Source organism: Hydrogenophaga sp. (assembly GCF_019635465.1).
Lineage (GTDB): Bacteria > Pseudomonadota > Gammaproteobacteria > Burkholderiales > Burkholderiaceae_C > Hydrogenophaga.
Genome location: NZ_JAHBZK010000009.1, coordinates 1 through 26,167 on the forward strand (window position 1 = coordinate 1; position 26,167 = coordinate 26,167).

General features: G+C 63.0%; 22 protein-coding genes. 4 read left to right on the forward strand and 18 right to left on the reverse strand.

Annotated features, from left to right (window positions below):
- Positions 1-211 (forward strand): hypothetical protein (locus KF871_RS09625; protein ID WP_291141286.1); only part of this gene is annotated, 211 nt, incomplete at its 5' end.
- Between the two features lie 36 nt (positions 212-247).
- Here the strand turns inward: KF871_RS09625 and KF871_RS09630 are convergent.
- Genes KF871_RS09630 through KF871_RS09640 form a run of 3 tightly spaced genes read right to left on the reverse strand, consistent with a single transcriptional unit; the run spans position 248 to position 3,143 of the window.
- Positions 248-1,276, reverse strand: coding sequence for a polysaccharide deacetylase family protein (locus tag KF871_RS09630; protein ID WP_291141288.1), 1,029 nt, complete (start codon positions 1,274-1,276; stop codon positions 248-250).
- A complete protein-coding gene (locus tag KF871_RS09635; RefSeq protein ID WP_291141289.1) occupies positions 1,273-2,415 on the reverse strand; it encodes an acyltransferase in 1,143 nt (380 codons plus the stop codon). Before KF871_RS09635 ends, KF871_RS09630 begins: the two co-directional genes overlap by 4 nt.
- On the reverse strand, positions 2,412-3,143 hold the full coding sequence (locus KF871_RS09640; protein ID WP_291141291.1) for a GDSL-type esterase/lipase family protein: 732 nt from the start codon (positions 3,141-3,143) through the stop codon (positions 2,412-2,414). Before KF871_RS09640 ends, KF871_RS09635 begins: the two co-directional genes overlap by 4 nt.
- Positions 3,144-3,663: 520 nt before the next feature.
- On the opposite strand from KF871_RS09640, the gene KF871_RS09645 reads away from it, so the two are divergent.
- Positions 3,664-4,569, forward strand: a complete 906-nt coding sequence (locus KF871_RS09645) for a hypothetical protein (protein WP_291141293.1) — start codon at positions 3,664-3,666, stop codon at positions 4,567-4,569.
- A 14-nt stretch (positions 4,570-4,583) separates the two neighbouring features.
- Positions 4,584-6,038, forward strand: coding sequence for a lipopolysaccharide biosynthesis protein (locus tag KF871_RS09650; RefSeq protein ID WP_291141295.1), 1,455 nt, complete (start codon positions 4,584-4,586; stop codon positions 6,036-6,038).
- A gap of 129 nt (positions 6,039-6,167) precedes the next feature.
- Here KF871_RS09650 and KF871_RS09655 read toward each other — a convergent pair whose 3' ends face one another.
- The 15 genes from KF871_RS09655 to KF871_RS09725 all read right to left on the reverse strand — a co-directional run bounded on the left by KF871_RS09655 (position 6,168) and on the right by KF871_RS09725 (position 24,656).
- Positions 6,168-7,256 carry an acyltransferase gene (locus tag KF871_RS09655; RefSeq protein ID WP_291141297.1) on the reverse strand — a complete coding sequence of 363 codons (1,089 nt, stop codon included), beginning with the start codon at positions 7,254-7,256 and terminating at the stop codon, positions 6,168-6,170.
- Positions 7,253-8,509, reverse strand: coding sequence for a DUF5935 domain-containing protein (locus KF871_RS09660; RefSeq protein ID WP_291141299.1), 1,257 nt, complete (start codon positions 8,507-8,509; stop codon positions 7,253-7,255). Before KF871_RS09660 ends, KF871_RS09655 begins: the two co-directional genes overlap by 4 nt.
- Positions 8,510-8,521: 12 nt before the next feature.
- Complete coding sequence (locus tag KF871_RS09665) at positions 8,522-9,760, reverse strand: glycosyltransferase family 4 protein (RefSeq protein WP_291141302.1); 1,239 nt, start codon at positions 9,758-9,760, stop codon at positions 8,522-8,524.
- Positions 9,751-11,289, reverse strand: coding sequence for a hypothetical protein (locus KF871_RS09670; RefSeq protein WP_291141305.1), 1,539 nt, complete (start codon positions 11,287-11,289; stop codon positions 9,751-9,753). The genes KF871_RS09665 and KF871_RS09670 overlap by 10 nt, the downstream gene beginning before the upstream one ends.
- A complete protein-coding gene (locus KF871_RS09675; RefSeq protein ID WP_291141307.1) occupies positions 11,286-12,464 on the reverse strand; it encodes a glycosyltransferase family 4 protein in 1,179 nt (392 codons plus the stop codon). Before KF871_RS09675 ends, KF871_RS09670 begins: the two co-directional genes overlap by 4 nt.
- A gap of 2 nt (positions 12,465-12,466) precedes the next feature.
- A complete protein-coding gene (locus tag KF871_RS09680) occupies positions 12,467-13,615 on the reverse strand; it encodes a TIGR03088 family PEP-CTERM/XrtA system glycosyltransferase (RefSeq protein WP_291141309.1) in 1,149 nt (382 codons plus the stop codon).
- A complete protein-coding gene (locus KF871_RS09685; protein WP_291141312.1) occupies positions 13,612-15,513 on the reverse strand; it encodes an XrtA/PEP-CTERM system amidotransferase in 1,902 nt (633 codons plus the stop codon). The genes KF871_RS09680 and KF871_RS09685 overlap by 4 nt, the downstream gene beginning before the upstream one ends.
- A 2-nt stretch (positions 15,514-15,515) precedes the next feature.
- Complete coding sequence (locus KF871_RS09690; RefSeq protein WP_291141315.1) at positions 15,516-16,778, reverse strand: TIGR03087 family PEP-CTERM/XrtA system glycosyltransferase; 1,263 nt, start codon at positions 16,776-16,778, stop codon at positions 15,516-15,518.
- A 10-nt stretch (positions 16,779-16,788) separates the two neighbouring features.
- A complete protein-coding gene (locus KF871_RS09695) occupies positions 16,789-17,823 on the reverse strand; it encodes a FemAB family XrtA/PEP-CTERM system-associated protein (protein WP_291141317.1) in 1,035 nt (344 codons plus the stop codon).
- 9 nt (positions 17,824-17,832) lie between these two features.
- The gene (locus KF871_RS09700; protein WP_291141319.1) at positions 17,833-18,699 is read right to left on the reverse strand and encodes an XrtA system polysaccharide deacetylase; all 867 of its coding nucleotides are present in this window, start codon (positions 18,697-18,699) and stop codon (positions 17,833-17,835) included.
- A gap of 24 nt (positions 18,700-18,723) precedes the next feature.
- Positions 18,724-19,842, reverse strand: coding sequence for an XrtA/PEP-CTERM system-associated ATPase (locus KF871_RS09705; protein WP_291141322.1), 1,119 nt, complete (start codon positions 19,840-19,842; stop codon positions 18,724-18,726).
- Between the two features lie 3 nt (positions 19,843-19,845).
- Entirely contained in the window at positions 19,846-21,432 is a 1,587-nt protein-coding gene (locus tag KF871_RS09710; RefSeq protein ID WP_291141325.1) for a TIGR03016 family PEP-CTERM system-associated outer membrane protein, read from the reverse strand.
- A gap of 20 nt (positions 21,433-21,452) precedes the next feature.
- Entirely contained in the window at positions 21,453-22,376 is a 924-nt protein-coding gene (locus tag KF871_RS09715) for an XrtA-associated tyrosine autokinase (RefSeq protein ID WP_291141328.1), read from the reverse strand.
- A gap of 15 nt (positions 22,377-22,391) precedes the next feature.
- A complete protein-coding gene (locus tag KF871_RS09720) occupies positions 22,392-23,954 on the reverse strand; it encodes an XrtA system polysaccharide chain length determinant (protein WP_291141331.1) in 1,563 nt (520 codons plus the stop codon).
- 66 nt (positions 23,955-24,020) lie between these two features.
- Positions 24,021-24,656, reverse strand: coding sequence for an XrtA/PEP-CTERM system exopolysaccharide export protein (locus tag KF871_RS09725; RefSeq protein WP_291141334.1), 636 nt, complete (start codon positions 24,654-24,656; stop codon positions 24,021-24,023).
- Positions 24,657-24,921: 265 nt separating this feature from the next.
- Between KF871_RS09725 and KF871_RS09730 the strand changes: the two genes are divergently transcribed.
- The gene (locus KF871_RS09730; protein WP_291141337.1) at positions 24,922-26,118 is read left to right on the forward strand and encodes an amino acid aminotransferase; all 1,197 of its coding nucleotides are present in this window, start codon (positions 24,922-24,924) and stop codon (positions 26,116-26,118) included.
- Positions 26,119-26,167: the final 49 nt, after the last annotated feature.

A 26,167-nucleotide genomic window follows, 5' to 3' on the forward strand; every position in this document is an offset into this window, starting at 1 on the left:
CGGCAAGCCCTGCAGCCAGGTTCCGCTCAACGAAGAGGCCTACCCCAGCGAGCCCGATGGCATGTCCGCCATGGCACGTGCTTCCATGGCCTCCGCTTACAACGCGGGCATGAGCGATGGTCTGGCCGCCTACAACAAGGTCAAGTCCCTGTCCTCCGCCATGGACGCCAAACTGCCCTCCGACCCCACCTGGGCCATCGTGCCTCGATGAGCTGAGGCCAGGCCCTTGAAAAAAGAGGCCCAGGTGCTAACGCACCTGGGCCTCTTTTTCTGGCAATCGCTTGCGTGCCAGACGATTCACCTCTGCCATCGTGGTGAATCCACCACCCAATCTGTCGCGGAAGTGCTTCAGCACCGCTTCGATACGTCCAACGAACAGCCCAAGCTCTTCGTCGTTGCGCACATAAGGGGTATGGCCAGGCGCCAGGGACGGGGAGTGGTAGGTCATGGTGAAAAGGCGCACCCCCTGCGCGATCAGGGTATCCAGCAGCCGGATCTGCATCGCGGCATTGACACCCTCGGGCGTGAGGCGAACACGTTGCAGCAACCCGGCGCGGTTGAACGCACCCGGCAACCGGATCGCGCGAGACCAGGGCGCATCAAACAGCCCGGAGAGAGCGGGTCCGCTGGACGACAAACGCCCGGTAAAGCCCACCGTCAACGGAATCTCGAGAAGCTGCTCGTCCGCATCCACAAAGAAGGGCGCGGATGACGTCCCCAGAAAATCGGGTCCACTCTCCGACGCAAAGCTCGTGTGCGGCACGAAACTGCAATCCACTTCGTAGCCCAGCCGGCGCAAGGTGTCGAAGGTGCCGGGGCCCACACCGTAGCGCCCGGCCTTGAACACCGTCGGCGCCTTGCCAAACGCTTGCGCGATGGCGTCCGTGGTCGCCGCGATCTTGGCTGCCTCGAGCTCGACTGGCAGGTTGCCGTGGAACGAATTGAACCCGCTCACGTCTTCGTCGTGCGGCGGAGTGACCCACGGATGGCAATGGGTGCCGAACTCCGCCAGTCCCTGGTCGACGAGACCCCGCAGATAGGCTGCCGCGACGGGGTCTGTGGCGACAGGGTGATTCATGACGTACGTGGGCTTGACACCGAATCGCTCGAAGACCGCATGCGCTCTGCCTTGCGATCGAATGCTCAACGTGCTCCGCGATTCGCGATTGAACGGTCGCATCCAGTCGAACTCCTCCTCGGTGTCGACAGTCACCAACAGCATCGGGCGGTCGAACGCCAGTGCCGCGGGCCGTCGATCAATGGCCGGCAATGTCATGTGCTGCCCCCCGTTGCTGCCGATGGCTTGTTGTCCATGTGCTCCCTCGCACTGCTTCTTCCATGCTTGTCTCGTTTGCCACCGATGAGTCGACGCAACCATGGCCCCACCGGTTGCTCGATGAACACATTGACCAGCCAGGCCATCAGCAAGGAGACCACGATCAAGCCCAAGGTCACCGCGCCTACGCCAAGCGAGGCAACCCAACCGGCGGCCACTGCAGCATTGAACAGCGCGTAGCCAATGTTCTGGTGCACCAGGTAGAGCGGGTACGTCAGCCGGCCCATCATGTCACTTGTCGGCGTCGGGCCATCGGGAACCCTGGTTGCCACCAGCTTGAGGAAGGCGCCAAAGAACACTGCGATCAAGGCGAGAACCAGCAGGTGATTGGTTCTGCTTGTGAAGCGCAAAAGAGAACCCCATTCGCTGACGGCGCCTGCTTCGCGCCAGGCGTAACCGCAGGCCAGTACAAAGGCCAAAGCGATCGACACCGCACGGCGCCGCGTCCAGCCGGACTGCCTGACCAGAAAAAACAGCGCACCGGCCGCAAACAACGGTGCCCAGTGCGCATTGAGATAGAGCTGCACGGGGTACATGGGCCGCACCAGATTGACCATGGACACCCCCAACCAGGCGAGCAGGATCAACTCAGCCCGGCGCAGCTGCCCCAACGCGATGATCCCAGCCACCCATACGTAGAAGTTGATCTCCACGGCCAGCGACCAGTAGGCGCCATCAATGGCGTCCTGGCCGAACCACGAGGGCACCAGAGTCAGGTTGGCCAGCCACTGCGAGGCCGACTGCAGGTGGAACGGCGCCGACGGGATCACCCATTCGACCAGGACCGTCAGCGCAGCACACACCCAGAAGGCGGGAACCAGTCGCGCCACGCGCGACGCCACGAACTGCCGCACGGCGGCCTGTTGCGCCGTCATCATGATCACATAGCCACTGATCATGAAGAACAGGTGCACGCCCAGGTAGCCGTACGCGGCCATGTCCGATAGGACACCCAGGCGCTCAGCGTGCATCCAGCCTTCCTTGGGGCCTTTGTAGAGGTAGTGAAAGAACACGACCGCCAGCGCGGCCAGACCGCGCAAGCGGTCCAGCATGGCGTCCCTGTGCAGCGGCGCATTCACGATGGGGTCTCCTGGGCCAACGCGCCGCGGATTCGACGGGCCAGCATCTGAGCGCCTTCGGTATTCATGTGCACACCGTCCCGGGCCCAGCCCACCGTGCGCCAGTCGCCCTGTCCCGGCGTCACCGGCAGAAACCGATGCCCATGATCGATACAACGCCGCATCACGCCCTGGTTGAGCTTTGACACCCGATCCGAGGGACCCGCCATCCCGACGCCCGCAGGTATGCCGATGCAGAGCACCTGCGGCCCTTCGGGCAATTGATCCAGCAGGCGATCCCAGGCGAGAAGTACCTCCTCAACGGACGCTCCTTCTGCCAGGTCGTTGGTTCCGGAGCCGATCACAAGCGCGGATGCGCGGGCCACAGACGCGTACCGGGGCAGCACTGTCGACAGGCGCTGTGCGGACTGCCCTCCAATAGCAAAGTTGTGCGCCCCACCCAGCAGCGATGCCGGGAGTACCGCAAGGTGGCTGTCGCCAAAGAGCAGCCTGGCACCCGGCTCGACCAGGGCGTCTTGCCCGGCATGCATGCCCAGGGTGAGTCGCTCGTGGGCACGTTGACTCAGTCGAGGACCACCCCACAGCCCCTCCAATGCCTCGAATCGCCACAGCGCACCATCTGCCAACGTCGACGATTTCGAGAGCCCGAACAACACCAGCACGCACATAAGCGCCAGCCAGGCAAACAGCGATGCAGCGAAACCACGGACGACGGGCAAGAGGTTCAAGGACTTCAGTCGAGGTACGGCGGGCCCCGGATTGTTACAACAAACGACCGTATCGCACGCCACCCAGGCGTGCATTTTTCATGGCGGTCGCAACTGCCGCGTCACTGTGGCGTACACGCCGCGAGCGCTCGCGCCCCAGCCAATTGCGTGCTGTGCGAAAAGTCGCACTTGATCGCTCACCTGTCATTCAATGCAGCACAAAGGTTCGGATAATGGCGCCGATTGCACACCCCACTAGTGAGTTGGACTGACCGTTGCGCCGAGGGCCTGCTCAGCACCCGAGTCAATCCCGCCGGAGTCCCAGCAAGCTTCTGGCAAACGCCGAGGACATGGACAAACGCACATTTCCTCCTCTCCTTGCACCTTCTGGGGACACATTCCCCGAACAAGCGGCCTCCATCCGCAGAGCAAGGGCTACATTGCGACCACTTGGGTTGCGAGCAACCGATTTCGGGTCAGTGCCGGCCTTCCCGGCATGGCCATTTGACCGCAGCCTTTTCATTTCGATCTGAGTACCTCGATGGCAACGATCCTGCAACGCGTAAGGAACAAGCTGGTCACCGGATACCAGCGACGACACTACATGGACGAGGCCAGCGCCGTCATGGCGACCCCTCCTCTGGCGCAAGGGTCCACCCCCTTCATGGCGCTGTCCATGGTGCACAAACGGGACGTGCTCTCCTACCTCGTGGCGGTCAAGTCCTTCGCCCATTTCCTCAAGCCAAGCCACATCACCGTGGTCTGCGATCCCAGCATCGACGACGAGGACCGCGCGGTCTTTCGCAAACACATCCCGTTCATTGAGCTGCGCCGCGCAGAGGAATTCAGACGCCCCGGCATTCCGCAGGGCGGTTGCTGGGAGCGCCTGTCCGCCATCACGGAGTACGTCGCACAGCACTACGTCGTACAGCTCGACGCGGACACGCTCACGATGGCCCCCCTCAAGGAAGTCGAGCAGGCCATTCTTCAAGGACATGGGTTTGTGCTGGGCGAGCGCGAGAACCAGAGCTTGGTCACGCTTGCACAAGCCGAGGCGAACGCACGCAACTGGGACAACCGCCATATTCAATCCGTGTGCGAAAAGCGCATGGTGACGGCTGGACTGACCGAGCAAATGTACGTGCGCGGCTGCGCGGGCTTCACGGGCTTTCCGCCGTCGGCCGACATGACCGAACGCATGCTCGAATTCTCCAGGCGCATGGACGCAGTGGTCGATGGTCGATGGGCTGAATGGGGGACCGAACAGGTCACCTCGAACTACCTGGTGGCCAACGCGCAAGGCACTCGCGTCCTGCCTTACCCCCGTTACTCCACGCCCGAGAAGCGGATCGAGGACATCGCGTTCTTTCACTTCATCGGCTACGTGCGCTTTGTCAACAGCCTTTATCGCAACAAGACCAAGCAGGCCCTCGGACTGCTGGCCTGAGCGGGCTGCCATCCATGGCCAATCTGCGCAAGTCGCTGCTGATCACGTTTCTGTTCTCGAATGGCGCGACGGCGGTTCAGTTCGTCGTGACCATCGTATTGGCCCGACTGCTGTCGCCTGAGGAGATCGGCATCTTCTCCGTGACAGCGGTGATGGTGTCCATGGCGCATATCTTTCGCGATTTCGGGGTCACCAGCTTCCTGCAGCGCGAAAAGGAACTCACCCGGGAAACCGTGGGTTCGGCGTTCGGCGTCTTGATCACCAGCTCGTGGGCCATTGCGCTCGCGGTGTTTCTCGCCAGCGGCCCGGCCTCGCGTTTCTTCGGGCAACCCGGCATCGAGTCGGTCATGGAGGTGCTCGCTCTGGGGTTTGTTTTCATTCCCTTTGGGTCGATTACCCACAGCCTGTTGATTCGCGACTACCGGGCCCAGCATCAGATGCTCGCCTACGTCACGGGCACCACTGCCTACGCGGTCACGGCAATCGGACTGGCCTACCTGGGTTTCGGGTACATGTCCATGGCATGGGCGAACCTGGCGAACATCGTGGCCACGGCTTTGGGCTACGCGCCGTACCGCCCCAAGATTGCGCCCTGGTTGCCGCGCTTCAAGGGCTGGGGCAAGGTTGTCAACTTCGGCGCCGGGGCGGTGCTGGGCAACGGCTTGCACACCGTCAACAATTCCGTCCCAGACATGCTGCTGGGCAAGCTCAGCGGGCCGCACGACGTCGGCATCATGGGGCGGGCAATGTCCACCCCGAACATGTTGACCCAGGTGCTGGGCCCGACATTGAACTACGCGGTTCTCCCGTTCCTGTCCAAGAGCCACCACGCGGGTGAATCACTGGATGGGCCACTGTCCCGTGCGGTCGCGTACATCACGTCATTGATGTGGCCGGCCCTGGCGTTCACATTCATGTACGCCGATGCCATCGTGCTGTTTCTCTACGGTGATCAATGGCGTGAGAGCATCCCGGTGGTTCGCCAGGTCTGTTTGATGATGGCCATGACTGTCCCGTTTGCCTTCAACAATGCGGCCTACATGGCCATCGGCCGTCCTTACCTGACCTCGCTGCCGACGGCGCTGGACATCATTCTTCGCTGTCTGGGTGTTTACCTGCTGTATGACGGGTCCCTCGCTTCCTTCGCGTGGGCACTGGTTGCCTCCAGCCTTGTGATGTACCCCGTGCACATGGGTCTGCAGAGGCGCTTCCTGTCCATTCGACCAACACTCTTTTTGCGCTCGCAGTTGAAGAGCATCGCGGTCGCGGCCGTCTGCACAGCGGTCGCATGGATGGCCCGTCATCTGGCGTTTGGCTGGCCCGTCGCGGCCGAAATGGCCATCGCTGCGGTGGTGGGTCCGATCAGTTGGGTGTTGGCGATCTGGCTGCTTCGCGCGCCGCTGCGCCATGAATTCGAGAATGCGCTCAAGCGCTTTCCGAGCCTGAGCACCCGCCTGGGCCTGAGCTGACCCATCGCCCGGGCGCGTGTCTATTTGTCCTGGCGCGACCTGGTCGCTTTTTCGCGATCAGCCAGGTCGGCCTTGAGGGCGCGATAGACAACGTAGAGCAGCAGCAGCGGCGTCAGCAGGATCGACAGGCTATTGAGCAACGTGGGCTCCTGAAGAGGACCGGGACAGCCAGTCATAGAGGCGGCTTCGAAACGGCAGCTCAACCAACCGGTAGAGCACCACGGACGACACCATGACGACAATCAGATAGGCCAGCCATTGGGCCGCCCCGACCTGGGGCGACAGGAACTTGACCCAGTCCTTCACAAAATAGTGGATGAGGTAGGTCGAATAGGACACCTCGCCGAGAAACAGCAGGGGGCGGCTCGACAACAGCCTCGACCACGACCGACGCTGATCGAGCAAGGCCACCACCAGCAGGCAAAACAGCGCTGGCGCGACGACGTAGTCGGCCACTCGCCAACCCGCACCCATGGCGACGACGCTCACCACAACGATTCCAAGTGCCCATCCAGAGCGGGCGGCCACGCGCTCACTGTGGTTCACCCAGTAGTACCCGATCACCAACCCCATGCTGAACTCGAGCAGACAACGGACGAGCCCCATCCGTGCGATGGCCTCACCCACCGATGGCACGCCAGCGACGACGAAGGTGGCGGCCAGCCCCCCGATCAGGGCCACCATCAACAATGGCAACCCGAGCGCACCGAGTCGGGACGCACGCTTGACCAGCCAGACCAGCATGGGAAAGAGCAAATAGGCCGCGAACTCGGTGCTGATGGACCACGCCGGGACGTTCCAGGCGATATCCGAGGTGAATCCCCAGTTCTGCACCAGCACCAGGGACATCAGGTAGTAGCCCAGGCCATAGCGGTCACCGAGATCGCCCGAGCTGGAAAACAAGGCAATGGCCAATGGGTTGAGCAAGAACAGCAGCAAAACGGCCAGGTGCAGCGGGTAGATCCTGGCGATGCGGCGGCAGTGAAAGTTCAGCGTGCCCGCCACCGTGGGCCGCTCGAAGCTTGCGTGGTAGTTCAGGTACAGCACCACGCCACTCAAGATGAAGAACAGATCCACCGCCAGATAACCCAGGGCGATGGGCACGCCGACCCAGTGCGGCGTGGCGGTGGGCAGAAACTCCTTGAAGTGATACAGCACCACCAACCACGCGGCAATGCCGCGAAGGCCGGTCAAAGAATTCAGGCTGGTCGGCTTCATCGCGCTTGCATGCGGTTGCTGAGGTTGGTCATCGCCATTCCGAAGGCCACCAGGTAATAGAAGAAGGACTGGAATCCGATGCCCACGAATGCCCCGCCCGCCATGAACACATACAAGGTAAACAGCAGGTACCGCGCTGCGTCCTGTATCCACTCTTCGCCTGGAGGGGCAATCCGTTTGCTCACACGCGCAAAGGCATTGCGGGTCAACAACGCCAGCAGCAGGAAGCAGATGATGCCGGGCACACCGGTTTCACCCAGTACCTCAAAGTAGATGCTGTGAAAGGCCTTGCCGGTCACTTCAAGGGTGGAGCCGTCGGCCAGCAGCATCTTGGACACGTTGATGCGATAAACCTCGAAGCTGCCGCCCCAGGGGTGCGTGGCCACGTAGTCCAGCGTCCACAGCCACACAGCCACGCGCCCCATGGCCGAGCCCTCCGTATCGTCGCCGATGGTTTCCATGCGGCTGATCCATTGGTCAGACGCAATGCTGGCCACGATCGCCACACCAATGGCCACCACCATGAGGTAGGTGAACTTGGACTTGCTGCGCATGATGAGCAAGGCCGACAACAGGCCGAGGGCGATGAGCCCGGTGCGCGCATAAGTGCCAATGGAGGTAAGCACCGCCAAGGCGATGAAGCCCCCCAGCATGACCTTCGCGGCGCGTTTGTACGGAACAAGCGTCTGGTGCTTGTACAGATACAGGCACATGGGGACCAGGCACACGGAGATGAGCGCCAGCGTGCTGCCCTCCCCCAGCCCATGGTTGCTGAGGATGAGGCCCAGTGGCTTGCCGTATCCCCCCCCCGAAATGAGGACCTTGAATCCGAACGGGATGCAATGCGCAATGCCCGATATCACCAAGGTCCAGAGCATGGCTTCGATGTGCACTCGCGTGCGCAGGAAGAAGGGCACCAAGGCTGAAAACATCACGCTCTTGAAGGCCCAGTCCCACTTCCCCAGCGCCGGACCGGGAACGGCCGCCCAGAACAGTGTGAGCGTCATCCAGAACCCGAACAGCAGGGTGATCCAGGTGACTGCGCGCGCCTTCACATAGGCGTCCTTGGGCAAGCGAAAGAAGCTCACAAAGACGCACAAGCCCAGGATCAGGGAAACGGGCACGGATGAAATCAATGAAAAGGCAATCTGCTGTGGGGTGAAGATGTCCACCCACACGTATGCCAGCACGAAAATGAAGGACGCCTGGAAACCCATGGCCAGCAGCGCCATGTAGACCAGGGTCAAAAACAAGCCACGCACTGCTCAGCTTCCTCTGGGAACACCCGCCGCGGCCATGGCTGCGGCGTGGTGCTCGATGACCCGGTTGAACACATCGATCTGCCCCTGGGTGGTCGCAGCCCAGGAGAACTGCTCGGCATGGTGCCGGGTTGCGGTGCGCGTTGGTTGCGCTGCCATCAACTCATGCCACGCCTGTACCAGTGCCTGTGGCGTGCGATCGGCCATCAAGACCCCCGCGGAGGGTGTGGACACCACCTCGGGCGTGCCCCAGATGTTGGTCGCGATGACTGGCGTGCCACAGGCCATCGATTCCAGCAGGACGTTGGCCCATCCTTCGCGACTCGAACCCAGCACCAGCGCGTCGGCCGCGCTGTACCACCATTTCAGATCCTGCTGGGCCACGACACCCAGCCAACGCACGCGCTGGCTCACACCCACTCGCTCGGCCAGTTCCTTGAGGGCACGCTCTTCTGGGCCCGAGCCCGCGATCAACAGCTGCAAGCCCGGGAGGTGGGCGAGCGCTTCGATGGCGATGTGGTGACCCTTGCGTTCGATCAGATGGCCCACCGAGAGCAGGTACTGTCCATCCTGTGCCAGCCCAAGACGCTCGCGCGCCTGAGCCAAGGGTTCGGGACGAAAGCGCTCCAGGTCGACCCCGTTGCGCAAGGTATGCAGGCGCGATCCATCAGCGCCCAATTCGCGCAACCGATCCATCAGCGCCTGGCACACGCCGATCGACGCACCTGCCTGTGCAGCGGTGCGCAGAATCAGGCGCCGAGGAAACGGATAGTCCGGAATCAGGTTGAGATCGGTGCCACGTGCCGTGACCACCAGGGGCTTGCCAAGCCACTTGGCCAGCAGGCCTGCCGCCACGCCATCGGGGTAGTAGTAGTGCGCGTCGATCAGGTCGAAATCAAACCCCTCGCGCTGCAGTCGGCGAATGCTCCGCCAGGCCGCAAGCGCCATGGCATAGGGAGCCAGGTTCATGCCGACCTTGGGCAACAGCAGGTACCTGGGGTGCTCAACCGTCACGCCGTTGCGCTCTTCGTGCCGGGGTGTGGCAGCAAAACTTGCGTATTCACCGAAGCGGGTAGCCGTCGAAGGAAACCAGGGCACAGGCGCCACCACCCGGGCTTGCACGAGGCCCGTCTTCAACAGCTCGCGCAGCCGTGTCTCGACAAAGATGCCGTGCACGGGCCGCACGGCACTCGGGTACAGCGTGGAAAACAGCAGGATTCGCAGTGGCTTTTGGTTCATCGACATTCGAACACCATCACACCGACAAATGCGGTCCGCGCCACCTCTGTCCCCTGGGGGCAGGCTTGTGTCCGATCGCGGTCGCGCATGTCGCCGACAAAGAAGAAGCCCTTGGCCGCAACGTCGGGCGGCAAAGGCGTGGGCCCGATCCACAGTGCGCCCGATGGCGACTCGACGGTTCTGGCCGATGGCACAAGGTGCAGGCGATCCAGGAGGTCGCTGCCCAATCGGGCATAGACGCGTCGCCAGGTGTCTGAGTCGTCTGCGCGAACCGGGTCCTGAATGGCCAGCAAGCTGCCCCATGCCGGCCCCTGCAGATACCGCGCCATGGCCCAGAAGCGCACATTGGAGGGCACGTACACCGGCAAACGGGAAGGGTTGTGCTCGGCGATGTAGGCCGCCGCCTCACGGAACTGCATCTTGCGCGACGTCTGCAGTCCTTCGGCCAAATGGATGAACCCGAAGAGCACGGTGCCCTGCATGGCCAGCACCAAAAGCCCGACACCCCATTGCCGGCTGCCACCACCCGACCAGGCATGCCACTGCAGCGCGAGCGCCACGGGCAGAAAGACGGCCGCGTAGGCCAGTGTCCGATCGAGCCAGATGGGGCGCACCAGCATGGACACGGCCGCCACCAGGACCAATGGCGCCACCACAAAGCACAGCACCAACGCGCGCACCTGCCGAGTACCCGACAGCATCAGCGCCAGGATCACAACCAGACTCACCAACGCGGCCACACTCAGCTGGAGTGGGGTTACGCCCGGGAAGTACCCCAGCCACCATCCCCCTACCGTGCCGGCCATCACCTGAGCGCTCGGTACCGCTGTGTGCGACACCGACCTCACAAACGCGTTGGCCAGCCAGGGCATCAGGAGCAATCCTGCCGCCACGGTCAGGCAAACCATCGCTCGCAATGACACCACCGACGGCCTGCGCTGCCACCACGTGAGCCAGGCGAACGCCAGAACCGAGCCTATGGCGAGGAAGGCCACGCTGTGCAGCAGTGACAGCACCAGCAACAGCGACAGAACCCACAGGCACAGGGCTTTGCCGCCCTTGTCCAGCCACGCATCCACCACCTGCCAAAGCACCAGCGCCATGCACGAGAGCATGGCGTACATGCGCAGTTCCGATGCAAAGAAGATCTCGCTGCCCAGCAAGGCGACACAAGCCGCGGCCAGCAGACCGGCAATCCGATCCGCCCGGCGACTGACACCCAAATACACGGCCACCACGGAGCCCAGGCTCCAGGCCACGGAGTTCAGCAGCAGCCATTGATCCGACCTGCCCAACACGCTCCAGGCCTTCAACTGCAGGTAGTAGCCGGGCGGATGGATATCGAAACGCAGGACAGCGACGACGACTTCCCACGGATTCAGGTTGACATAGCTGGCGCCGAAGATTTCGTCCATCCACAGGCCATCGCTTTGCGTGGCCTGCCAGCGCAATGCGGTCGCAACGGCCAACACGACGGCGAGCCCCGCCAGCGAGCGCGACTTCGACAGTCCTATCGAAGCGCTGGCGGCGTTCATGAGGCCATCCCGACCTGTTCTCTGGCCAGGCTTGAGGCCAACCGAACCACGCGCCGGGCATTGCCTTCCCAGGTGAGATCCAGGCGGTCGATCGTGGCGCGCGCGCCCTCCGATACCCGATCCCGGAAATCGGTTTGCGTGCACAAGCGGGTCAACGCCTGCTGCATGGCCCCGGCAGCTTGCGCATCGAACAACAAGGCGTTGACTTCGGTCGTGAGCACCTCCTGCAAATTGGGTGTGGCAGGCGCCACCACCGCTTTGCCCAAGGCCAGGTACTCCATCAACTTGAGCGGCGACGCGTAGGGCGTCACCGCCGGTTGCAACGCGATGTCGAACGCCGCCACGTGCGCGGGCACCGCGTCGCGATGTACCACACCGGTGAAGTGCACGCGATCGGACAGCCCAAGGCGCGCGGCTTGCGCCTCCAGCTCGGTGCGCACCGGACCGTCTCCGACCATGAGCAAATACGTGTTTGCGGGCGCTGCGTCGCTGGCCATCCAGTCGATCACGTGGTCAACGCCGTGCCAATCGCGCACAAAACCAGTGAACCCCAGCACGAGCTGCCCTTGCAGTTGCAATGCCCGCTTGGCCTCGTCGCGTGACGGTGCCTGCGCAAAATGCGCCCGGTTGATGCCGTTCGGTATCACGTGGATTCGCTCGCGCGGCACGCCATAGGCGCTGACGTGGTCGGCCAGCACCGCCGTCACTGGCAGCACGGCATCCGCGCTCCGCCATGCCAGGCCTTCTGCCCATCGCGCCAGCCGCTTCAGAGACAGCCCGCCGCTGTGCTGTTCTCGCTCATGCACCAAAGGCGAATTCACTTCAAGCAACAGCGGAACCTTCAGGCGCCGCGCTGCCATCGTGCCCGCCAGCAGGAACAGGTTGTAACGCTCATAGATGACGTCCGGCCGGAACTCGCGCGCCGCGCGCATGAGCTTTCGGTAGGCCACCAGGCTGTAGCTCAACTCCATGAGCTCGTAGACGGCGCGGGGCAGATGGGCCTTGAGGCGGTGGACCCAGCCCACGCCCCCCCCCATCTGACCTTGATCGCCGTCGGACATTGGTGCCACGACACGCACCTCGTGACCAAGCGCGCGCATCGCATCGATCATCTCTTCGATGTGAACGGCCTGGCCGTCCTTGCTGGCGGTGCGATGGTGGTAAAGGATGCGCATGGTCAGTTCATCACGGGTTTGAACTGTTCGCCATCGGCGAACAGTTCGTCGTAGGCCGACACCATGGTGTCAATCGAGAAGTCGGCCATCGCGCGTTGTCGGGCCGCCGCACCAAGCTGGGCCGCGACGGAGTCGTCCCGGTAGAGCCTGGCGAGTGCGTCGGTCAGGGCCGCCACATCGTCCGAAGGCACCAGAAGGCCGTCGACGCCGTCGCTCACCAGATCGGGCGTGCCGCCCACAGCGGTCGCCACCACCGCAAGTCCGCTGGCCATGGCCTCCTGCAGGGTGCAGGACGTTCCCTCGGCCTGGGAGGGCAAGACAAAAACGTCAAAGCTGCGCAGTTGTTCGGCCACATCGCTGCGTGCACCCGCCAGCCAGGCAAGCTGGCGCATGCCTGCTTCGTCCAGGATGCGTTCAACGGCACTGCGCAGCTCGCCCTCGCCCACCATCACCAAACGGGCCCGCTCTGCCAGCTCGGGATGCGTACGTAGCAATTGCACGAAAGCCTGGGCGAGCAAAGGCTGGTTCTTGACCGTCATCATTCGGCCGACGGTGCCAACGATCCAGTGGCGACCGGGTTCGAAGGGGCATCCGGCAGGCGTGGACTTGCCACCGGGTCGAAAAGCACGGGTGTCGACGCCATTGCCGATCAGGCGCCGCCTGGACGCAGGCACGCCGACGCCGTCGCGGAGGTAGCGGTCAAGGTCGGCCGACACCGACACATACCGCGACACAAACGGCCGATACGCGCGTCGCAGCCAACGGTACTTGGCGATCTTTCCGTTGGGATCGTGCGCATCCCAGCCATGCTCGACGTGGATGCGCAGCGGCACACCCGCCAGCCAGGCCACCGGCACGATCTCCAGGGGCGCGAGGTTACAGGTGTGCAAGACGTCTGGACGCAGAGCGCGCAGCAGGCGCCAGATGCGTGGATACAGGCCGACCGCATGCCCGGCCGGTTTGTCCAGGGCAATGAATTGCACATCGGGGCGCTCCACCCGCTTGGAGAAGTCGCCCACGGTGGTCATCGACAACACCACGTGCTCGTACTGCTCGGGGGGCAAGCGGTTGATCAGTTGAACGATGACGTTTTCAAGGCCTCCGACGTCAAACCGGTAGACCACGTGCACCACGCGTCGCCGCCGGGTCACGCGGCGCCCTCCCCCAGACGCAGGAAGGCCTCGAACATCATCAGCATCCACAGTGGCGTGGCATGGTCGACCACCCCACGTTGGTGTTCGTCCACCATTCGCTTCAGCTGCTCGGGCCTGAACAGGCCTGTGTCTGCCAGCCGATCGCCGAGCACCGCTTCGCGCGTGCGTTGCGACAAAGGACCCCGCAACCACGCAGCCAGTGGCACGGAGAACCCCATCTTTGGCCGGTACAGCACATCGTTGGGCAGCATCGGTTCCATGGCACGCTTGAGCAATGCCTTGCCTTCGCCGCCGTCAATCTTGTGACTGCTGGGCAAGGTCGCCAGCCACTCGATCAGCTCATGGTCCATGAGCGGCTCGCGCACTTCCAGCGAATGCGCCATGCTGGCTCGGTCGACCTTGGTGTTGATGTCTCCCACCAGCCAGGTCTTGTAGTCGATGTACTGAATGAGGGCGAGCGGATCATCGGTCAGCGCCTGCTCAGCGTAGCGGCTGAACACCTCCAGGGAGCTGTAGCCATCGAGTTCACGCTTGAACCCATCGGAGAACAAGGCACCGCGCTGGTCCGCCCGTAGGTGCGACATGCTGTGGTGGTAGGCCTCCACGGTGTCCATCGCCAGCGCCTGGAACGTGGTCTTGGCGCGCAGTGGCCGGGGTGCCCAGTCTGCCTTCGGGTAGATCTGGCCGAGTGAGCCGAACACGGGTCGCCGCAAGCCCAATGGAAGCCGGCTGCGCAAGGCTTCTTCGCCCAGGTGCATGCGGTAGCGCCGATAGCCGCCGAAACTTTCGTCGCCGCCGTCGCCGGACAAGGCCACGGTCACATGACGGCGCGCCATCTCGCAGACGCGGTAGGTGGGCACGGCAGAGCTGTCGGCGAAAGGCTCGTCGTACAGCCAGGCCAGGCGGTCTATCAGATCGAAGTCGTCGGTCCCCACCACCTCGAGTTTGTGGTCTGTCCGGTAGCGATCGGCGACTTGCTGGGCGAAGTCCGATTCATTGAAGCGAGGGTCGTCGAATCCGATCGCGCAGGTGTGCACGGGCGTTTGCGACAGACCGGCCATGGTGGCCACCACCGCGCTGGAGTCCACGCCACCGGAGAGAAAGGCCCCCAGCGGGACGTCGGCGATCATGCGCAGCTCGATCGACTCCCGAAGTCGCTCGCGCAACTCGACCTGTGCATCGGCGTGCGACACCGGGTTGTCGTTGGTGAAGCGGACGTCCCAGAACGGCACGGGCTGGGGTTGCCCTGACGCCCCACGACGCAAGGTCAGCGTGTGCGCCGACGGCAACTTGTGCACACCCTGGTAGATGCAGCGAGGGTCGGCCACATAGCCCAGCGAGAAGAAGTCTTCGACCGCGAGCGGATCGATGCGCCGCTCAAATGCCGGGTGGGCGGTAATGACCTTCAGCTCCGAGCCGAAGATGAAGGTACCGTCGGGCAACCACGCATAGTGCAGCGGCTTCACGCCCAGACGATCGCGCGCGAGGAAGAGCGTCTGGCGCGGACGGTCCCAGATGGCGAACGCGAACATGCCACGCAGCCGTTGCACGCACGCTGGCCCCCAGGTCTGCCAGGCCTGGACGATGACCTCGGTGTCGCTGCGCGTTCGAAAGCGGCAGCCCAGCGACTGCAACTCGGGCACCAGCTGGCGAAAGTTGTAGATCTCGCCATTGAAGACGATCACCACATTGCCGTCTTCGCTGAACAAGGGTTGATCGCCCGTGGACAAGTCGATCACGGACAGGCGGCGATGCCCCAGGGCCACACCCGGCTCAAGGTGAAGGCCGTCGCTGTCAGGCCCACGGTGGGACTGGATGTCATTGATTCGGCGCAGCAGCGCCGGGTCGTAAGGACGCAGACCCTGGGTATCGAACAGACCGGAGATTCCACACATGATCAGCACACCTCCCTGGCGGCAGCCACGGTCGTCGATGTCAGGTCGGCTGCGCCATCAAGCTGAATGCATCCCGCGAGGTCGCGATCGATCACCGAGAGGTGTGCATCCCAACTGAAATGATCGAGCACGAACCGTCGCGCCTGCTCGCCAACGCGCCAGCGTTGCTCGGCATTGGCCAGCCATTCGCAGACCTGGTTCACGAACCCATCGACGGTGTCCGCGCGGCACAAGCCTTCATCGGCCTGCGCGCCAATGGCGTCGGCGCAGGAAGACACCGTGACCACCGGTTGGGCCATGGCCATGCCTTCCAGGATCTTGTTCTGCAAACCGCGAGCCACCCTCAAAGGCGCCACGACAGCGGCCGCATGTTTGAGATACGGCCGCACATCGGGGACCGTTCCGGTCACCGACACTGCATCGCTGGTCAGTGCCTGAACAGCCGGTGTCGGGTTGCGCCCCACGATCCAGAAGCGCGCGCGCGGATATCGCTGTCGAATGGCCGGCAACATGTCTTCGGCAAACCAGCGCACACCGTCCACGTTGGGCCAGTAGTCCATGGCACCCGTGAAGACGATGGGCAACTCCTGCTCGGCGAATGGCGAGTCCACTGCGACATCGGGCTGAAAAAACGAAGCATTGACGCCATTGCCCATGGCCGTCACACGGTCCCGGCAATCCGGCGCCAGCGACGCGAACAACTCGCACTCCTGCGGGGTGACGAAGTACGAACGACGGGCCGCGAGTGCAGTGGCACGCTCATGGGCAAGCAGCGTGAGTCCCTCGCGCCGGTACAACCACGACAACGGCCAGCGGTGGGCGGGTGCGTACTGCGTCCACTTGGCAGAGTCAACATCCACGATGTCGACCAGCATCGGCTTGCCCGGCAGACCACCCAAGGCAAACGGCGACATGGTGGAAGAGAACACGATGCTGGCGCGAATGTCATGCTGAGCCGCCACCTGCCGGACCCACGCCATCAGCCCGGCGTCGCGGTAATAGGCCAGCGAGAGCGCCTCGCCACGCAACAAGCCCTGCAAGCTGGCCAGCTTGCGCCAACGTGGCTGAATGCGGGCCACGTGGAGATCCGGGCACAACTGCCGCAATGCATCGAGATGCTGCTCGTCTGCCAGGTCGTCGATGAACGTGCCCAGAAACACGCGATGCCTTTGCTGCAGGTGACGCAGCAAGTGGTACGACCGCACCTTGTCGCCCTTGTCGGGCGGATAGGGCATGCGGTGCACCAGGTAGAGCAGATTCGCCATCACCCTGACCTCAGCCCAGGTTGCGCACGATGTGCGGCCCGAGCCAGTTGGCCACCGGCAGTGGCAAGCGGCGCCACGCCTCGATCATCAGGCGGTACTTGGGGTTCGCCGGGTTGTTCTGGGGAATGGCGTCGCGCTGCAACAGCTGGTATTCGTAGTGCAACTGGGTGGGCTCAAAACCCCAGTTCTTCTTGAACGCATAGGGCCCGGTGCCGACCTTGCTTCGACCGTAGTCAAAGACGCGAAGGCCGCGCGCGCAGGCTCGGCGCATCAGTTCCCAGTACTTGAAGTCGTTGGCCGCCAAGTCGCGAGCGGCCACATGGTCACCCGCGTAGTAAGGCAGCACCTCGTCCCGAAAGTAAAAGCTCATCACGCTCGACATTGGTCGCCCATCGGCGGTGCGCGCGGTCAGCACCTCGCAGTCGGGGCCGAAGACTTCGCACAAGGCCTGGAAATAACGCCTGGACAGTGCGGGCGTGCCATGGCGATGTACGTTGTCGGCATAAAGGGCAAAGAAGTCATCGACCGTACTGTCGATCGTCGACACCAGCCCGTTCTTGATGCCCTTGCGGACCATCGCCCGCTGTTTGCGAGGGATGGCCAGCATGTTGGCCTCTTCCGTGGCCTCGATGGGTTTTCGAAACGTCACATAGAGGTCTTGCACCGGCCAATCGGGCCTCTGTCGCTCGATGTGTCGCAGTTCGAGGTGTGCCACGCCAAGGCGCCTTGCCAACTCACGCGCATGCGCAACCAGCGCCTCCCCGGCCTCGTCGCTTGAGGCCGCGACGCCGCCATATGCCGCAAACGGCAGGCTGCTCAGCGAGCGGCCGAACAGACGGCTCTGCACATGGGCCAGCGGCAACACGCCCTGCAGCACGTCGCCATCGGTCACAAACAGGAAATGGGTGTCGTGGCGAAACACCTCGCGAATGATCTTTTCCCAGCCTGCGCGGTGAAAGAACGTGGCCTGGGGACACGCGGCCACATACGCCTCCCACCGGGCGACCTGCGCGGCGTCGTGGCCGTCGAGTTGGTGAACCTGCATGGGACGCTTTCAGGCGCGCGGCGTCGTCGCCGCCGCCTCGCCCAGAAAGAGACGATCCATGCGGTCCCAGCGCAGGTCATCGAGCAAGCGACAGAGCTTGGCTTCGTTGCGATCAAGGTTCACGTAGTGCCTGAACCGGGTTTTCAGGTCAATCCCGGGCACGCGCGGCTGCTCAGGGTCGATTTCCCAGGGATGGAAGTAGAAGATGGCCGACTCGCCATCGCGCTGGTTGACCGAGCGAAGCATCCAGCGCGACAAGGCATACGGAAACAGTCTGAAGTAGCCACCGCCACTAGAAGGCAGGTTGCGGTTGAACACCCGCAACGTCGTGGGCGGCACCTCCATCAGTCCCTCTCGAACACGGTGAGCAAATCGAGGCGCATCCGGCATGCCGTAGTGATCATGCTTGACGGGATAGATACTGGAGCTGTACCTGTAGCCCGCTTCTTCGAGGACGTCGAGTGCCCATAGGTTGCCTTCGCCAATCGAGAAACTGGGGGCACGATAGCCAAGCACAGGCTGCCCGCCAATGTCCTCGAGCAAGGCCTTGGCCCGCACCACATCCTCGCGAAACGCAGCCTGGTCGAGATCGGTGACGCGCTGATGACCGTATCCGTGGCTTGCCAGCTCGTGCCCCTGATCAACGATGCGCCTCACCAGCTGCGGATATCGCTCGGCTACCCAGCCCAGGGTGAAAAACGTTGCCTTGATTTCACGCTCACCCAAGAGGGCGAGAATGCGATCCACGTTGCGCTCCACTCGGCATTCGCAATGGTCCCAGCGATCGCGTTCGATGTAGGGGGCAAACGCGGACACCTGGAAGTAGTCTTCCACGTCGATGGTGAGCGCGTTGACTCGCTGAGTCGGCATCAGCATGGCGTCCTCTCCTGCGGCGACCGATCAGGTCGATGTGCCGTTGTTGCGGGATTTGCGATTGGCCGCCACGATCTTGCGCAGCGTACCCAGGATTTCGAGACTCACGCGCTCCTGCCGCAGCACGCTTCGTTCGATGCGTAGCAGGCGAGCGCTGAGTTGCTCGGCGGCTACCTGATTCAAATGGCCCGTCATCGTTTCGACCACGGCCGGGTCGATGTCGAGCTCCACCGGACTGACCTCGTCCGTGAGCGTGGGCAGATGGCCATTGGACGGGGTCATGGCAAGGCCGCCCCATCGCTCCTCGTCGAGCGGATCGCGGACAGCGGGTGAACCAATTTCGGCCTTGTACTCTGCGATCACCTCTTCAAATGCGTCGACGCCCAAGGACGTCGTTTCGGCGAGAAAGCCTTGCAGCAGCAACCGGTCCATCAGCATGTTGATGCGTCGCGGAATGCCGCCCGATTCCTGGTGCAGACGAGGAAAGATGGCGGAATCTAGCGTCGGCTTGTCCGTCGCACCTGCGCATTTGAGACGGTGCTCGACATAGGCACGGGTGTCCTCTTCATCCAGCGGCCCGAGGTGGCAGCGAGCTGTGACCCGCTGGCGCAGCTGAAGCATGCGCGGGCTTTGGAGGATGTCGCGAAACTCCGGTTGCCCGATGAGGAAGGTTTGCAGCAAGGCCTGGTCGCCAAACTGGAAGTTCGAGAGCATGCGCAGCTCTTCGACCGCCTGCGGTTGCAGGTTCTGGGCCTCGTCGACGATCAGCAGGCAACGTTTGCCCTGCGATACCTGGGTGATGAAGTAGGCCTCGAGCGCCATCAGCAAGTCGGCCTTGCCACTGCTCTTGACCGTCACCCCAAAGGCCGCGCACACCAGTTTGAGCGCATCTTCAGCCCCCAGCTGGGTGCTCACCAATTGCGCTGCCACGACGGTCCCGTTTTCCAGACTGTCCAACAGATCGCGCACGATGGTCGTCTTGCCCGCGCCAACTTCTCCGGTGATGACGATGAACCCTTCGCCACGCATCACGCCGTAGACCAGATAGGAACGGGCGCGCCGGTGTGGTTTGCCGCTGAAATAGAAGCGGGGATCGGGGTTGAGCTGGAACGGCTTGCTGGCCAGCCCGTAAAAAGCTTCGTACATGAATCAGAACCGATGGACAAGAACGGCGCGCACTGCCAGTTCCCGGTAGGGCGACGTCGCTTGGTAGGAAGAGCGCCGCACGCTCACAGACCCGATCGTGCGCGGTGCAAGGCGGGCATTGAGGCCCACCGTCAGCGAGCGAAGGCGACTGGAAAGGCTGGCACTCAGGCCATCGGTGTCGAGTTGCTGGAAGATGGTGTTGAGGCTCAAACGAGGCGTCAGGCGGTGCGCATAGGCCACGGACCAGCCTTTCTCATCGATCTGATTGCTCAGGTCGAAATCCCCACCGACATTCAGAGCCGAATCCAGCTGGCGCGAACGGGAGCGCTGCAGCGAGAAGCTGAGAACCCCTCGAGCCGTCAACATCGTGACGCTGAATTCCTGGGTGCGCTGCAGAGCCACCGCAGAGGTCAGGTAGGCCGGAATCGTGGTGAGGTCGGCAGGCAGCCCAAGGCGCTGCAATTCGGCCTGCACGAGCTGGGCGCGCCGGATTGGATCGGCCTCGACATTCTGATAAAGGCTGTTAAGCAACCCGCCCAGGTTGCTGACGTCGCTGCCAGACACGAGTTGGCTCGTTGTGACATCGCGCGAATCCAGGTAGCGAAACAGCACGCGACTCATTCGGTATTCCAGCGACACATTGTGGCCACTGCCGAAATAGCGGTTGCTCTTGGACGCCGCTACGCGGGCCGTTTCCATCGGACGCCAATCAATGCCTGCCGAGGTGTAGCTGTAAGAAGTGCGCTCCGAGGTGAGGACATCGTTGACCTCGCGCCCCACCTGCGCGAAAACGAGCAGCGTCGGGCTCACGGCGTATCGACCGAGTGCAGTGGCCTGATCGAAGCGAATCGAGCGACCCAGGCTGTAATCGGTTTTGGTGCTTGAGGCAGCGACTTCCCAGCCGAAACGCGACACGTCATTGGCACTGCCGAGTGACAGGTTCCAACCTTGCTCGTCGAGGTCCGAGACCGTGCTGGCATTGCTGCGAGAGACCTGCTTGGTGACCCTCGCCTCATAGTCCACAGCATCGCCCCAGGTACCTCGCAAGAAGGGCGATACACGAAAACGCCTGGCCTCAGAGGTGTTCACTTCACTGCCACCCTCAGCAGGTTGCACAGCGAATGCCGACACACGCTCCAGGCCAATGGATGCGTCGGCTTCAATGAAAGCCACGCTGTTCCACGCATCCAGAAGCATCTGCCCATCCAGCGCCTGCTGATGGCTGTCGTCACCGATGCCACGGGCGTGGTACAGACCTGTGAGGCTGTAGTCCACACTGCCCGTCAATCGGGGCGTATTGACCATGCCCATGATCCCGGCGCCGGCTTCTGTCGTCCATTCGCTCTGCCGGTTGGAGGTACTCAGCAGGAAGTTGTCGGTATAGCGCTGGGTTGCAAACACCCGTGGCTCGATCCAGTAAACGGGTGGAGGGCCGGGCGGCGTCAATGGCGTCGGGTTGGCGGCAGGATCCTGGGCGGAAGGTGTTGGCAAGGCCTGCGCCCAGGCGGCGCAAGCCAGCAACGACAACAGCGCGCCAGTCAGGGGACGAAGTGCCGAGCCGTGCCGTGCGTTGGTGCGATGGATAGCCACGTCGTTCCCCCCTGTGCCGATCAGGTCGCCTGCGCCTCGGCCTTGACGGAATCGTCGTAGCCGTACCCATAGCCATACGTCGATTTGTCGACGCCTCGAATCTGGTTGAGCACCATGAGCTTGATCGGACAAGACTCGATGGTCTCCAGTGCCTGGCGAACCTGACTGCGTTGGGTGTGACCCGCCTGCACCACCACCACGATCTGGCCCATGTGCGATGCCAGAACCCGCGACTCGGTCGTCATCAGCAACGGCGGCGAATCGAAAACGATGATGCGCTCCGGGTAGCGTCGCCCCATCTCCTCCACAAGCGCCGTCATGGCATCACTGGCCAGCAACTCGGTCGCACGTGGATGAGGCGTTCCACTGGGCAGCAAAGCCAGCTTGTCGACGCTGGTGCGCAGCAACGCATCCGACATCTCAAGCTTTTCACCCATCAGCAGGTCCAGAAGGCCCGGGCCAGAGGGCAACCCCAAGGTCTTCATGACGGAGGGGCGAGACACATCAGCGTCGACCAACAGCACGGTGTGATCGAGCTCCATGGCGATGCTCATGGCCAGATTGATGGCCGTAAAGGTTTTGCCCTCACCAGGCAGCGCACTCGTCACCATGATGCGGTTGCCATGGCGGACGGGCACAGCCCCCTTGCCGGTGGCGTTGGCGAGCAGCGGACGCTTGATGACGCGAAACTGGTCGGCGGTAACGGTGCGTTGGGCATGCGGCGTCACGATCCCTGCCGCTGAGAGGGCTTCGAGATCCAGTTCGACCATGCGTGACGAGACCGCCAGCGCCGGCGGTGCGCTTACCGGTGGCGCCTTGAATGCCACAGGTGCGCCGGACGCGGATGGGACAACTGCGCCGATGTCTGCCACCTCTGGCACGTCGGCACCGGCGCGCTTGAGCTGTTCGAGCCGCTGAGCTGCCTTTTCAATCAGACTGGACATTGCTGCGCGCCCCGTTCACAAAGAAGATTGGTGGATAGACAACACCACCATGCCGATGGCGAACAGCACGAGCAAGGCACCGACGGCCATCACTGCCCGCAGGATGCTGCTCCCCTCGCGGCTGCGCACGGCCTCATTGCGCACCAGCGTCACAACGCCGAGCAACGGCAAGTCCACGCTGCCACGCAAGCTGGCCACGTCGAAAAACACCGGACGCAGGTTGCTCATCAACAATGTCGCACCCAGCCCCGCCCCCAGAGCGATCAACAGCACGCCAGGCAACAGAACCACCCGGTTGGGCGCCACGGGACGGCGCGACACCTGCGGCGGGTCCACCATCCTGAACTGCGTCAGGCGCGAGTCGCTCTGCAGTTCGTCGCTCAGCGCAACCGTCTCGCGACGGGCGACCAGATCTTCGTAGTTCTTGCGGTGAACGTCATAGTCGCGGTTGAGCTGCGCCAGTTCGGCCTCAACCTGGGGTGCCACCTTGGCCTGTTCTCGAATCCGCGCGGCACGCGATTCGTACTCGGAAACCCGTGCACGCAGTTGCGCGACCTGGACTTCTGCCGCCGCTAGCGTGCGCGACATCTCGATCACCGTCGGATTTGCCTCGATCAGGCTGCGCGAGGTGCCACTGGCCTGCGCCTGCCGCTTCAATTCCTCGATCTGACGCGCCTTCTGCTGTTCAAGCTCCGCAATCAAGCGACGGGTGTTTTCAACGTCCGGGTGACGCTCGGTGTAGCGTTGAAGAAGCGAATCGAGGTTGCGCTTGAGAGGTTCCAGCCGGGCATCGATGTCCGGAGTGGCAAATCCGCCCGTAGGTGACTGCGCAGCAGACCTCGCCACAGAGCGGGCCTGGTCAAGCTGCACGCGTGCAGCCTCGCGTGCGCTTTCGGCTTCGCGCAGTTCCAGCCGGGCCTGGCTGACCAGCGAAGTCACTTCGGCGATACGCCCCGCCATGTCGATACCACTTTGCGACTGCATATCGATGTGGCGCAACTTGAAGTTCTTCAGGCGAGACTCCGCATCGCTGAGCTTTGTCTCGTAGTTCCGGATCTGTTCCTCGATGAACGCGCGTGCATTCTTTGCGTCGGCGCTGTAGGCACCTTCCTTCGAGGCAATGAACGCTTTCATCAGGGCATCCACCACCTGCAACGCAAACTGCGGGCTCTCATCACGCATTGAAATCGTGTAGAGGTTGTCGCGCCCAGTTGAACGCAACTGGATATTGCGCATCATGCGCAGCACCAGCGCGTCGCGCTCCGCCTTTGTTGTGGCGGGCACCCCGAGATCGGTCGACTCAACCACCTTTTCGATCGTCGGTCGGCTGATCAGGGTACGACCCAGCATCGCAACCTGCTGCTCCACGTCCGGCTGAATGGTGAGTCCAGCCATCAACGGCCTGAGGATCGACTGGGTGTCCACATAAACCCGTGCACTGGCTTCAAATCGATCTGGAATGAACATCACCGCGCCCGCGCCGGCCAGCGCGACCAACCAGGCAACAATCACGCCGGTCCGACGGTAGAGCCACATGCCTCGCAGTGCATTGGCCAGTTGGTGTATGAAGTCGTGCATGCAACAGCGTGACAAAAGCCCGGCGACCGGCCGATCAAGGCCGCGCGATGGCGGTGAACAGCTGGATCAGAACCAGCCTTGCGGAATGATGAGGATGTCGCCTGGCAGCATCTCGACGTTGGCGGAGATGTCGCCGCGCTTGACCAGATCGTCGAGTCGAACGCTGTAGCGCTTGTTCCCTTCGACAGCGCGCACGATGGTGGCTTTGTTGCCAGCAGCGAACTCGGTCAGGCCGCCGGCGGCAATCAGCACATCCATGACGGTCATCTTGTGGCGAAACGGCAAGGCCTGAGGGCGCGCCGCCGCTCCCACCACACGCACCTGCTCGCCGTGCGAGCCCACGAAGTTGGTCACGATCACCGTCACCACAGGATCACGCACGAACTTGGAAAGCGCCTTCTCGACGTCGCGAGCGATCTGCTGAGAGGTCTTGCCCTGCGCAACCAGCTCGTCCACCAATGGGGCGGACACCTTGCCATCGGGTCGCACCGGGACCACGGCAGACAGCTCCGGATTGCGCCAGACGCTGATCGACAGGGTGTCGCCCGGTCCCACCATGTAGTTGTAGCTATTGGACGAGGCCTCGGCCGGTGCCGGCGGGTAGCTGCCGCCTGTTGAAGCACAGCCCGCAACGAGAACGGCACACGCCGCCGTCGCCAACCAGGTCATCACGCGTTGAGCCGCGGACGTATGTTTTTGCATGCTCGTTACCTCCAACCAGGGGACAAAATGTTAGTAAAAGTTAACAGCCGGACGACTATACCCCAAGGATTTCGGCATCCATGAGTCAACGAAGCTGCATGCGTCGCCCATCCTTGGGAAGGCATGCATTTCCGCACACCTGTGGCATTTGTGTGCCGCCGTGGATGGACGGAGCGACGAATGAAGGCGCAGCCTGATGTACCGAAAAGACGATTGGGCGCGTCATAGAATTCCGACTTCGCTCCAACCCCCGGCCACAGCCCCCATGTCCCTCTTCTCTTCTGTCGAACTCGCCCCCCGTGATCCGATCCTGGGTCTGAACGAACAGTTTGCCGCCGACAACAACCCGAGCAAGGTCAATCTCGGTGTCGGCGTGTACTTCGACGACAACGGCAAATTGCCGCTCCTGCAGTGTGTGCAGGCGGCCGAAAAGGCCATGATGGAAAAACCGACAGCACGTGGCTACCTCCCGATCGACGGCATCGCGGCCTACGACGCCGCGGTCAAAGGTCTGGTTTTCGGCACCGAGAGCGAGCCCGTCAAGAGTGGGCGCGTGGCCGCGGTTCAGGCGTTGGGCGGCACTGGCGGCCTCAAGATCGGCGCGGACTTCCTGAAGAAGCTCAACCCCAAGGCCAAGGTGCTGATCAGCGACCCCAGCTGGGAGAACCACCGCGCGTTGTTCAGCAGCGCCGGCTTTGAGGTGTCGACCTACACCTACTACGACGCCACGCGACGCGGTGTTGATTTCGCCGGCATGCTGGCCAGCTTGCGCGCCGCTGAGGCCGGCACCATCGTGGTGCTGCACGCCTGCTGCCACAACCCCACGGGCTACGACATCACGCCTGCGCAATGGGACGAAGTCGTGGCCGTCGTCAAGGAGCGCGAACTGACGCCCTTCCTGGACATGGCCTACCAGGGGTTCGGCCATGGCATTGCCGAAGACGGCGCCGTCATTGCCAAGTTTGTGGCCGCCGGGTTGCTGTTCCTGGTGTCGACCTCGTTCTCCAAGAGCTTCAGCCTGTATGGCGAACGCGTGGGAGCGCTGTCTGTGCTGTGCGGCGACAAGGCCGAGGCCGACCGGGTGCTGTCGCAGCTCAAGATCGTCATCCGCACCAACTACTCCAACCCGCCCACGCACGGGGGCGCCGTGGTGGCGGCCGTGCTCAACACGCCGGAACTTCGCGCGCTGTGGGAGAAGGAGCTGGGCGAGATGCGGGTGCGCATCAAAGCCATGCGGCAACGCCTGGTCGATGGGCTCAAGGCCGCAGGCGTCAAGCAGGACATGGGCTTCATCACCGAACAGATCGGCATGTTCAGCTACTCGGGGCTGAGCAAAGAGCAGATGGTGCGCCTGCGCAGCGAATTCGGGGTGTATGGCACCGACACCGGTCGCATGTGCGTGGCTGCGCTCAACAGCAAGAACATCGACCACGTCTGCAAGGCCATTGCCGCGGTGATCTGATCCCGTGCACCACCCTGGAAGGCCGCCACTGGGCGGCCTTTTTCATGCC